Raw genomic sequence first — 10,417 nt, 5'->3', positions numbered from 1 at the left:
CCATCATGCGGTATTGGGTCCACTGACTTTGGTGATGAAAGGTGAGAACATACCAGCCAAATCAGCTTGGATTGGTTCACCTGCTGTGCCTTGGAAATATAAGTAATTTATACTGAAGAAATGATGTTTCTAGACCATATGAGCTAGGCGAAAGAGATAAGAGGATGGATTCTTCTTATCTCTTTTTTGTTATAAAAAACGTATTTGAGAAAATTTCTATACGATAAAAATGAATGCTAGGTCTTATAGTTAAAGTCTGGCAGTAAAAATCCTATCAATGATTTTAGGTGGTGGATTATGAATTTATTTCATCGGGTTATTCAGGCTTTTAACTGGCACTCACGCCTTGAAGCTGTTCCAGAGCAAATGACGGAAAAAGCGATTATTTCGGGTATTCCCAATGCTCGTGTCTGGTTTGACCATGACCTGACACCGTTTATTGAAGCAATACTTCGAAATAGTCAGCGCGAGTTGGGATCGCTCAGTCATCTATCTGAAAAATTACCTCCATTATATGCCTTGGCAATCTCGGGCGGAGGTGAAAATGGGGCTTTTGCCGCAGGTGTATTATGTGGACTGACAGCAAGTGGTAAACGGCATGACTTCAAGGTTGTTACAGGGGTAAGTGCAGGTGCATTGATCGCGCCATTTGCTTTTTTAGGTCCGCAATATGATGATATTTTGAGTACAGTCGCGACCTCAGCTGGGCCGAATACGATATTTCGATATCGTAATATTCTCATGGGCTTAGTCAAAGATGGTATGGCGAGTAGCGAGCCTCTTGCTCAGATTGTTGAAAAATATATTACACCCGAAGTTTTAGCTTTGATTGCACAAGAGTATGCCAAAGGTCGGGTCTTACAAATTGGAACAACCGATATTGATGCAGGACGTCAATCGATTTGGAATATGGGAGAAATTGCATCGAGCAATGCACCGAATGCACTAGAATTATTTCGTAAAATTATTATTGCATCTACCAGTATTCCTGGAGTGGTTTCACCCGTGATGATTGATGTGGAAGTGGGTGGGAAAAAATATCAGGAAATGCATGTCGATGGTGGGGTGGTCAATCAGGTCTTTTTATATCCCGCTTCACTGAAGAAACGATTAGAGCAAATCATGGGTCAATCCATGAATCGCGAAGTGCATTTGTATGTCATCCGCAATGGCCGTTTTCGGCCGAGTTGGAATCAGACCAAGAGGAAAACTTTAAGTATTGGTGGACGGGCTATTCGGGCATTGATACAAAATCAAGGCATAAGTGATGTATTGCATCTTTATCAAATTGCAAAGCAAGATCAGGTTGATTTTAATCTTGCTTATATTGATGAGGATTTTAAAGGAGAACATTTAAAACAGTTTGATACCGTTTATATGAGGAAACTATATGAATATGGCTATCAGTTTGCAGCGACGCAACAACAATGGCATAAAGATTTACCGAATGAAATTTTGATGAGATGAATTAAACGATAACGATAAAAAATATTGGAGTTTAATTCATCCATGCCGTATTGATCTCATGGACTAAACGTAGGTTGAGCGCTTTTTGCTGTAATTGCCAATTCTCAATCTCAGTCACGGAGGGCTCTTGTTGTCCATCTGAGGCAGCCAAGAAGCGTTTAAAATAATTTTTATAATGATAGGCCGAGATATCACCGGTAATATCTGCAGCGATTAGTCGACCCTGACATGCCTGAATCAAACTTTGTAAATGTTGTTCGAGAAACAGACCTTGATCCCAGTTGGTCATGACGACTTCGCTGGAGAGTACGTCTTTATCAATGGATAAATAAATCGGGCTATCCTGATGGCTTGTTTCGGCCAAGAAACTAGCGAGCAGGTCATCGGGATGGTCGAAATTATGCCAAACACCTTTAGCACCGATAAAGTGTGTCCATGAAGCATTTTTTTGCAAGCTCCAATAATGCAATTTACCTTTGCGTAACGGGGACCAGTGATTCTCCCAAGCATGTTGCCAGCCAATGTCATTCGAATGAATTCCAATAACATCAATACGTGCAATATGGGGCAATTGGCTTGCCCAGTACACCCATGAACCACAATGAATACCAAACGGATAGCGCATGTTATCTGGGTGATTATCACAGACAATGAGATGAATGGGCCTTGTTGTGACTTGTCTTGCAAGTAACAGTTGAGTGATGTGATGATAATCGCCACTTCCCATCAGCAGACACCCAAATTGTGCGGGAAGGTGCTGGTTGAGATAGTTGCCTAAGGCTTGAAATTGATTCCATTTACAGCCAAATCGAATCATTTCTTGCCACGTACTGAGGTCTAGACGTAATGCACCTTCAAATTCACCAGCGGAGTCATCGAAATTTAATACAATCGGTCTTCTGTTATCCGTCAGCGTCATAATGATTGTTCCTGTTTGCTGTGCCAGTGATGATCTGCTTCAAAGATGGGCCGCAATTTTTTTAGAATAAAACGTAGGATGGGTGAATGTACCCATACCAAATGTCGGGTAAAGGTAAATTGAGCGCCCAACTGAGCTTTGACTTCGGGATCTGTCCAGCCAGCAATGTAAAACTTTAAATCGTGCTTCAGTGCATAATCTAAATTCACGAACCAGCTGATGAAATATAAATTGTAATCTGTGGCCAAGGGATAATTCAGGCCAATATATTTATCCACCAGATTGCCTTGGTATTCATAACACAGATTGTAACCAACAAGCTGCGTGTCAGCCCAATACAAAAACACTTTGCCGCCGCTGTACTGGTCTTGCAAAATTTGATCAAAGAATTCGGCGCTGAGTAAGTCAAAATGTATTTCACTTTGATGATAAACCGCGAGATAAAGTTGGTAGAGCTGTGCTCTAAACTCATTATCATTGAACTGTATATCGCCCGTGGACAATTGTTCTACGGTGAGATCATTCAGGCTTTTCAACTTTCTTTTTAGATTTTTTCGGCGGCTGCGAGAGAGTCTGGAGAGATAATCTTCACGGCTGCTAAAGTCGATTGGCACATAGGCCAAAGCTTGCCCTTCAACAGAGAGAAATCCTCGCTGTTCAGCGTCTTGAATAAAGTGATGGCTATAAGTATTTTCAGCCTCGCTCAATAAAGGTGAGCTTAAAGGCAGGTCTTTAATGATTCCTAATTTGATTTTTTGGTCATTGTTTTTAAGAAAACTTGTGATGGGTTCTACAGAGAGCTGATTCGGCAGTGGGCTGTATTCAGTCACGGTTGTGCCGATAAAACAGGTCTTCAGATGCAGAAGTTTGCCCCATAATTTATAGCCAGGTAATGCTTTGACTTTTTTATGAACATCGGTATCTAGCGTCGTCAATAAGTCAAAGTCGGTATAAAAGTAGGGTAGAAAGTGCTGAGGGGAATGAACCTGAAAACTGAGGGGTGGATGCTGTAAAAAAGCATCCACCACGGCCTGAGGTTCTAACTGATTCAGGTTCTTGTCCATAAGTTGATTTTATAATTCCCGTTTTGCACGAACCAAGAGTTGTTCAAGCAAGACCATGGCTTGCTCAATTTCAGCACGTGAGATTTCGAGTGATGGTGCGAATGTGATCACATTCTTGTAATAACCGCCCACATCCAGAACGAGACCACATTGTTGTCCCTGATACTCAAGCGTACCAGAAAGTCCGATATCGACCATTTTGTCCAACAATTCCTTATTTGGCGTAAAACCATCTGCCTGACAAATTTCAGCACGCAGCGCCAGACCAAGTCCGTCCACATCACCAATTTCAGGGTGACGTGATTGCAGGTCTTTTAGGCCCTCTAGGAAATAAGCACCACTTTCCATGATCTGCTTTTCATAATCCTTTTCAGCCAACATATTCATCACTTCTAGGCCAACTGCAGTACCCAGTGGGTTAGATGCGAAGGTTGAATGTGTTGAGCCAACAGGGAAGATCTCTGGGTTAATCATTTCTTCCTTGGCCCAGATCCCTGCAAGCGGGTTTAAGCCATTGGTCAGTGCTTTACCAAATGCGACGACGTCTGGGGTAATATCAAAATGTTCAAATGACCATAATTTACCGGTACGGTAGAAGCCCATTTGGATCTCGTCTACAACCAGCAAAATACCGTGATCATCAAGGACTTTCTTTAAGCCTTTATAGAAATTTTTGGGTGGAATCACATAACCACCCGTCCCCTGAATCGTTTCGATATAGAACGCGGCAAATTCACTTTCACGAACTTTTGGATCCCATACCCCATGGTATTCATTTTCAAAAAGACGTGCGAACTCAGCGACTAACTTATCTGCATATTCTTCTGGTGTCATGCCTTTCGGGCGACGGAAAGGGTATGGGAATGGGATGAATTGAGCTCTTTCACCAAAATGACCATAACGACGGCGATAACGATAACTTGAAGTAATCGACGATGCACCTAAGGTACGACCATGATAGCCGCCCTCGAAAGCAAACATTCGGCTTTTACCTTTGCAAAAGTTTCGGACAAGTTTTAATGAATCTTCAATTGCCTGTGAGCCACCGACATTGTAATGAACTCGACCGAGTACACCCGTTTTCTTGAGCATGTCTTCAGCAATGACCTTGCTCAGTTCAATTTTGGTTGGATGTAAGTATTGGCTGGCAATTTGAGGTAGCTTATGAATCTGGTTGATCAAGGCTTGATCTAGACGTGGATTTTTATAGCCAAAATTGACGGCTGAATACCACATCTGTAAATCTAGGTAGGGAATGTTCTGATCATCGAAGATATAGCTGCCCTGACAATCGGTAAAGATTTTGGGTGGGTTGACATAATGTACGGTATCACCATGTGAACAATACTTTGCTTCATCTGCTAAAAGCTGTGCCTCATTCAGTGGAACGCTGTCATCGAAATTCGTAGCAGAAGCTGGTTCATGCGTGAATTTATGATTATTGTTCATACTTGTTTCCTTTATGGTTGGTGTTTTCAGTATGTATGGTTTAAATACAGAGGCTGAGTGAGTAAGGGTTCGATACATTTAAAAGTTATAGGTGATCCCGAAGGCAGGGGTGATATCTGTTCGTCGTTTAATCATCGGGCTTTTAACTTGTTCATTTGAGAGATAGTTGAATTCCACTGAACTGAAAGCATTCCAGTGTTTAGACATTTCATAGTTGGCAGCAAAACTTGCAAAGGGAAATACGCTTTGGCCTGGTTGGTAGGTTGAAATACCGCTACGTTTGGATTCGGCTTCACTTACACCGTAGTAGTACTGATTGTATTGCGCGTTATTCCATTGAAAGCCCAGTTCTGGATAGAAGGACCAATTGCCTTGGTCAAATTCTGCAAGGTAGGAGCCTCTAAACAGGGTTCCTTTACTGCGAGATAAAGCATCTGTTGCCAACCGTGCCTTGAATCCACCATACGGGGTAATCCGCATATAGCTTCCACCTGCCATAACTGACCATTTGCGTTTATCGAGTGAATGAAGTTCACCACTTGGGTCATAGGAATTACTGTCATAGTGAAGATTGAGACGTAATTGGTTGTGATCATCCTTGAACAGATAGACGCCCGCATCGTCGCCTTCAATATAAAATTGATCATTATCATAGAAAAAAACAGGCAACACGCTCTGATATGTTCTGTGACCTTTATACGCTTGGAAGTTTACTGAATAGTTAAAACCCATGGTTAAATCTGGTAACTCAGTGTCTTTCGCATAGGCTGGAAAGTAAAAGCAGAAGTTGCTTGTTACTATTGCTATGGTCATTTTTTTCAATGGTTTAAGCATATTCAGTCTTTGTATATTGATGAATAACATCGTGATCTATTAAATATTTTTTTAATATAAAAGTTGATTCTTACATAAATCTTAATGAAAAATTAAAACAAGCTTTATTTTGTTTTTTTTCGTGAAAATTTATCATGTTTGAGGTGGTAAATATGCTTTATGATAAAAACAATGGTTGAATTGCAGATATTTGTTTGATTTAATCTATTGATTGTCATTGATTTATTTTTCATTTCAGTATGGCTTTGGGTTGTAGGAATAAGTTGTTATTTAGATTTATTCGATGAATTGCTAGAATAATATAACATTTTGTTCACACAGTTTTAGTATAAATTGAGAATATTTATAATTAAAGAAATTTTAAGATTTCGGGCCTAAAGTCAGTATGTAATTTTTATAAAAAGATTTTTAAATTATCCATATGAGGCATCTTATGTTCATGGTCAACCAGCATTATGATACAGACCACACTGTACCCTGCCATATTTTATGCGACTTTGATGGAACAATTAGTTTAAAAGATACGACTGATCATTTGTTAGAGACATTTGCTAGGCCGGGTTGGCAAGAAATTGAAGAACAATGGATCGAAGGTAAAATTGGCTCAAAAGTTTGTATGCAGAAACAGATTGAATTGCTGGATGTATCTATTGATGAGTTATATGAATGTCTAGATCGTATTGAAATTGATTTAGGATTTCTGGAATTAGTTAAGATTACAGCGCAATATAAAATTCCCTTAACAATCGTGAGTGATGGGCTTGATCTGGTTATTCGACATATTTTAAAACGCTATCAGTTAGATCATTTACCTATCATTGCCAATCATTTGGCCCAGTTAGATGAGCGAAGCTGGCAGCTCGAGTTTCCAAATGAGAAGTTAAGTTGTATCAGTCAAAGTGGCACTTGTAAGTGCAGTGTTGCACAACAATATCCGAAGCAGCATATTATTTTAATTGGTGATGGCCGTTCAGATTACTGTCTTGCTACTCAGGCGGATTATGTTTTTGCAAAAAAATCATTGATACAGCACTGTAAAGATCATCATATTTCGCATACGACTTTTGAGAATTTCAAAGAAATTTGTCATCCTTTGGCCAAACTGCTGAATAGTGATTTAGGGCAGGATAACTCTGTTATGGTGATAACATGATAAAAGATCATTCATTTTTTCTCTCAGGCAACCGCACTGGTATTTTACTGATTCATGGATTGACGGGAACACCGAATGAGATGAGAGGGATTGCACGAACATTCCATCAAGCGGGCTATAGTGTATCTGGCGTTCAATTGGCTGGGCATTGTGGTGATGTGCAAGATCTAGTGAATAGTCGATGGGAAGATTGGTTTGCGAGTGTAACTGCAGCGGCTGAAAAGTTAAAACAACATACCGATGAAATTTTTGTTGCAGGCTTATCGATGGGAGCGTTATTGGCATTAAAATATGCCTCAGCCTATCCTGTTGCTGGTGTTATTGGATACAGTCCAACTTTCCAATACGATGGCTGGAGTATTCCATTATGGTCAAAACTGCTGGCACCAATTGTGTTGCCGAGTGTGCATTATCTCAATATTTGCCGTGATAATACCTTTGATGAAGCTGAACCTTATGGCATTAAAAATAAGGTATTGCGTTCTCGTATTGTTCAGTCAATGAATAGTGGGGAAAGTGGAGAGGCAGGCTTACCCGGGAATCCTTGGCATTCGTTGTTTCAGCTACAGCGTTTGTCGCGCAATGTCCGTAAAAATTTGACAAATATTACTGCCCCGTGTCTTTTATTACATGCCTATGATGATGATATTTCTCATCGTAACAATAGCCAATTGGTTTATGACAAAGTCAAGGGACCTAAACGTTTGATTTGGCTATATAACAGTTACCACATGATTACGATTGATAATGATCGCAAGCAGGTGATTGAAGAGTCTCTGCATTTCATTCAACAATACCAGCGTCAGCACAACAGCACATCTAAATCGCATTCTGCCTCACAAGAATTCACTAGCCCCCCTATTAAGGTGGGTGTGCTTGTATGAATGCAGTCATTTTTGGCGTTTGGATATTAACCATTTTAATTGATACGGTTGGGCAGTTGGCATTTAAAGCCGCTGCTCATGAAAGCAAAACCAATCAAGGGCTTGAACATTGGTGGTTCATGTTCAAACGTCCGTGGTTATGGCTCGGTATTTTTTGTTATATCTTTGAATTTGTGGTTTGGCTGGCTTTTCTTTCATTGGTTCCGCTATCCATCGGCGTTATGCTGGGTTGCATTAATATTGTGGTGATTATGCTTGCTGGACGATTATTCTTTAAAGAAAAACTTACCCGAAATCGATTAATTGGTGTGGTGTTGATTGCATTAGGTGTCACTATTGTTGGGGTTGGCGCATGAAAAAGTTTTATATTATTGGCTTTCTGGTGCTGATGCTGTTTGATACTTTAGCGCAGATCAGTTTTAAATTTGCGTCTGTTCATGCGATGCCTTTAACTTTTGATTGGGCATGGTTGGTTCGTGTATTTAGCCATCCTTGGATTTATGGTGCATTCATTGGATATCTGGGGGCATTCTTTATCTGGATGAATTTACTTAAACATGCCCCCATTGGTCCAGCTTTTGCTGCATCACATTTAGAGTTAATTAGTGTGATGTTTTTGTCCATCTGGTTATTCAATGAGCCACTTACATTCACCAAAGTTGCAGGTGCCATTCTGATTTTTGCTGGAGTCTGTTTTCTAGCTAAAGATGAAGAGAGCCATAGCCAAGAAGCTGATCTCAGCAAAGGGATTGAGAGTTGATGACCCGACTCACTGGTTTTTGATAGAACGTCATATACAAAGAAATTGCGCAAACGAATTCATAAGTTCGTCATAACCATATGAAATAATCTTTTTTCTGAGCTAAATTTTTTCAATGATAGATAGAAAAGTTTTATGACGGATGAGTTGTTTGTTGGTTTTGAGAAGTCAAAGATCATAGAAAAAAATGAACATGGTTTATTGGAAGGGTATCACTTCTATTTGTTTATGGATGATCGGACTGACGAATATATCAGTCGATTGAATTACATCAAAAAAAATATTCCTGAAACCGAGTATTTATCCTATGGTGCCGTAAATATCGACCAATTGATCATGAAGCTAGCAGAATTGTATAAGTACAAAAAATGAACCAATGCTTTAGAGGATACGCTTAGAGCAGAACAGGGCACTAGTTTTCTTTAAACGTCTCATTCAACGCTTGTTGTACAGCATCGACTCTTGTTTTGCAGGCTTTATAAGCTGCCATCGACTCTTCAACAATCTTCATGAGATTATCAATATCAGGTTCGTCCTGTGCTTCTAATAGCTCGGCATTCTTTTTTAACAGCTGATAACCTTCTTGAAAGCTTAACTCTTTTTTACTCATGATGAATTACCTCACTGACATTGGCATGGATATAGCCATCTTGCATTTCGATTGAAACCGTCGATGTCACTTGATCGACCGAGCGAATCGCTTTATTTTCACTACGAATAATGCCATAGCCTTTGGCCAAAACATTCTTCGGATTTTGTAATAGGGTTTCCCGCATTAACGCTTCAATTTGCGTCGAAGCCAGCTTTAGTTTTTGGCGGGCAAAATATTGTAGGGTTGATTTAACCACATCAAGTTGCATATGGCTGGTCATGATTTGATTCTGGGCCAGTGTCTTGATGACATTCATGAGCTGATCATTTTGACTTTGATAGGCGGTTATCTGATGTTGTGAGAGCAATTTGATGGTCTGTAGATTATCGATAACATCTTGTGAGCGCTCACTGATCAGATTGCGAATACCTGCGATGACCTTACTGGGAGTATCGAAGGAACGATGTGCAATTTCATCTAAAATGGTACGATCTTTTTCATGGCCGATTCCCACCCAAATCGGTACTTTACGTTTACACAGTAGGGCAGCAAGATCGTAGTCATTTAAGTAAGCCAGATCATTCACAGCACCGCCTCCGCGAATAATCACAATAAGATCAGGAGGTAAGCTAAACGCTTTTGCCCATTGACGTAGCCCTGAGCTTAATGACTCCATAATACTGTGTGCGGCCGTATTGCCCTGAAAAGTCGCGGTGTGGTAAACAAAATGGCATACACCAGCTTGATCTAAAGCATCGGCATCTTTTTTGAAATCGCCCAATCCCGCTGCATTCTCTGGTGCAATGACCAGTACATTTTCAAGATCAAAAGGTGTCGGGAGGGTTTTATTCAAGTGAAGCAAACCTTCATTGTTTAATCGGGCAAGAATCTGCTGGTAGCGTTTCGCGATATCGCCTAAGGTAAAACTTGAGTCGATGTCCTCGATATTGACCGAAAAGCCATATTGCGGATCAAAACGGGCTTTAATTTTAATCAGTACATTTAAATCTTTTGAGAGTTCTATGCCACTTTCACGCTCAAATTTGAGCACCATTTTAGCTGCAGTAAATTTCCAAATCGTGGCTTTACAGCTTGCGATGACCTTGTCTGTGTCTTGTTCTTTTTCAGCGAGCTCAAGGTAATAATGACCAGCTTTAATATTTAAATTTCGAATTTCTGCTTTGACCCAGACTGGCTCATCAAAAGCCACGCGTATGACTTCCTGTATTGTCGATAAGTAATCGCTTAGAGAGAGTTGCAGATCAGACATGGGATCAAGTGATAACAGAGATATG

Annotated in this window: 12 protein-coding genes; 6 read left to right on the top strand and 6 right to left on the bottom strand. The window is 40.2% G+C overall.

What is annotated here, in order from left to right:
- The first annotated feature begins 297 nt into the window (after positions 1-297).
- Complete coding sequence (locus tag F907_RS05400) at positions 298-1,467, top strand: patatin-like phospholipase family protein (RefSeq protein WP_016652739.1); 1,170 nt, start codon at positions 298-300, stop codon at positions 1,465-1,467.
- 31 nt (positions 1,468-1,498) lie between these two features.
- Here the strand turns inward: F907_RS05400 and F907_RS05405 are convergent, their stop codons facing one another.
- The 4 genes from F907_RS05405 to F907_RS05420 form a co-directional block, all read right to left on the bottom strand.
- Positions 1,499-2,386 carry a hypothetical protein gene (locus F907_RS05405; RefSeq protein ID WP_016652738.1) on the bottom strand — a complete coding sequence of 296 codons (888 nt, stop codon included), beginning with the start codon at positions 2,384-2,386 and terminating at the stop codon, positions 1,499-1,501.
- Complete coding sequence (locus F907_RS05410) at positions 2,383-3,450, bottom strand: GNAT family N-acetyltransferase (RefSeq protein WP_016652737.1); 1,068 nt, start codon at positions 3,448-3,450, stop codon at positions 2,383-2,385. Before F907_RS05410 ends, F907_RS05405 begins: the two co-directional genes overlap by 4 nt.
- Before the next feature lie 9 nt (positions 3,451-3,459).
- Complete coding sequence (locus F907_RS05415; RefSeq protein ID WP_016652736.1) at positions 3,460-4,899, bottom strand: aspartate aminotransferase family protein; 1,440 nt, start codon at positions 4,897-4,899, stop codon at positions 3,460-3,462.
- Positions 4,900-4,977: 78 nt separating this feature from the next.
- Positions 4,978-5,733, bottom strand: coding sequence for a MipA/OmpV family protein (locus F907_RS05420; protein WP_032862157.1), 756 nt, complete (start codon positions 5,731-5,733; stop codon positions 4,978-4,980).
- 433 nt (positions 5,734-6,166) lie between these two features.
- Between F907_RS05420 and F907_RS05425 the strand changes: the two genes are divergently transcribed.
- The 5 genes from F907_RS05425 to F907_RS05445 all read left to right on the top strand — a co-directional run bounded on the left by F907_RS05425 (position 6,167) and on the right by F907_RS05445 (position 8,902).
- Positions 6,167-6,886: an MtnX-like HAD-IB family phosphatase gene (locus F907_RS05425; RefSeq protein ID WP_016652734.1), complete on the top strand. Its 720-nt coding sequence runs from the start codon at positions 6,167-6,169 to the stop codon at positions 6,884-6,886.
- Complete coding sequence (locus F907_RS05430; RefSeq protein ID WP_016652733.1) at positions 6,883-7,770, top strand: alpha/beta hydrolase; 888 nt, start codon at positions 6,883-6,885, stop codon at positions 7,768-7,770. Before F907_RS05425 ends, F907_RS05430 begins: the two co-directional genes overlap by 4 nt.
- Entirely contained in the window at positions 7,767-8,126 is a 360-nt protein-coding gene (locus tag F907_RS05435) for an EamA family transporter (RefSeq protein WP_016652732.1), read from the top strand. The genes F907_RS05430 and F907_RS05435 overlap by 4 nt, the downstream gene beginning before the upstream one ends.
- Positions 8,123-8,530: a DMT family transporter gene (locus F907_RS05440; protein ID WP_016652731.1), complete on the top strand. Its 408-nt coding sequence runs from the start codon at positions 8,123-8,125 to the stop codon at positions 8,528-8,530. Before F907_RS05435 ends, F907_RS05440 begins: the two co-directional genes overlap by 4 nt.
- 135 nt (positions 8,531-8,665) lie before the next feature.
- Positions 8,666-8,902, top strand: coding sequence for a hypothetical protein (locus F907_RS05445; RefSeq protein WP_016652730.1), 237 nt, complete (start codon positions 8,666-8,668; stop codon positions 8,900-8,902).
- Positions 8,903-8,942: 40 nt separating this feature from the next.
- Here F907_RS05445 and xseB read toward each other — a convergent pair whose 3' ends face one another.
- Entirely contained in the window at positions 8,943-9,140 is a 198-nt protein-coding gene (gene xseB, locus F907_RS05450; RefSeq protein WP_005271643.1) for an exodeoxyribonuclease VII small subunit, read from the bottom strand.
- A complete protein-coding gene (gene xseA, locus F907_RS05455; RefSeq protein ID WP_032862154.1) occupies positions 9,133-10,392 on the bottom strand; it encodes an exodeoxyribonuclease VII large subunit in 1,260 nt (419 codons plus the stop codon). Before xseA ends, xseB begins: the two co-directional genes overlap by 8 nt.
- Positions 10,393-10,417: the final 25 nt, after the last annotated feature.

The sequence above is a fragment of the Acinetobacter colistiniresistens genome, assembly GCF_000413935.1.
GTDB lineage: Bacteria > Pseudomonadota > Gammaproteobacteria > Pseudomonadales > Moraxellaceae > Acinetobacter > Acinetobacter colistiniresistens.
Note: the sequence above shows the minus strand (reverse complement) of the source record. Positions and strands in the feature narration are given on the sequence as shown.

Excerpts from the sequence above, each read along its gene's own strand:
- F907_RS05430 (WP_016652733.1), top strand. The coding sequence starts at position 6,883 with ATGATAAAAGATCATTCATTTTTTCTCTCAGGCAACCGCACTGGTATT.
- F907_RS05440 (WP_016652731.1), top strand. The coding sequence starts at position 8,123 with ATGAAAAAGTTTTATATTATTGGCTTTCTGGTGCTGATGCTGTTTGAT.
- xseA (WP_032862154.1), bottom strand. The coding sequence starts at position 10,392 with ATGTCTGATCTGCAACTCTCTCTAAGCGATTACTTATCGACAATACAG.
- F907_RS05420 (WP_032862157.1), bottom strand. The coding sequence starts at position 5,733 with ATGCTTAAACCATTGAAAAAAATGACCATAGCAATAGTAACAAGCAAC.
- F907_RS05415 (WP_016652736.1), bottom strand. The coding sequence starts at position 4,899 with ATGAACAATAATCATAAATTCACGCATGAACCAGCTTCTGCTACGAAT.
- F907_RS05445 (WP_016652730.1), top strand. The coding sequence starts at position 8,666 with ATGACGGATGAGTTGTTTGTTGGTTTTGAGAAGTCAAAGATCATAGAA.
- F907_RS05425 (WP_016652734.1), top strand. The coding sequence starts at position 6,167 with ATGTTCATGGTCAACCAGCATTATGATACAGACCACACTGTACCCTGC.
- F907_RS05405 (WP_016652738.1), bottom strand. The coding sequence starts at position 2,386 with ATGACGCTGACGGATAACAGAAGACCGATTGTATTAAATTTCGATGAC.
- xseB (WP_005271643.1), bottom strand. The coding sequence starts at position 9,140 with ATGAGTAAAAAAGAGTTAAGCTTTCAAGAAGGTTATCAGCTGTTAAAA.
- F907_RS05435 (WP_016652732.1), top strand. The coding sequence starts at position 7,767 with ATGAATGCAGTCATTTTTGGCGTTTGGATATTAACCATTTTAATTGAT.
- F907_RS05410 (WP_016652737.1), bottom strand. The coding sequence starts at position 3,450 with ATGGACAAGAACCTGAATCAGTTAGAACCTCAGGCCGTGGTGGATGCT.
- F907_RS05400 (WP_016652739.1), top strand. The coding sequence starts at position 298 with ATGAATTTATTTCATCGGGTTATTCAGGCTTTTAACTGGCACTCACGC.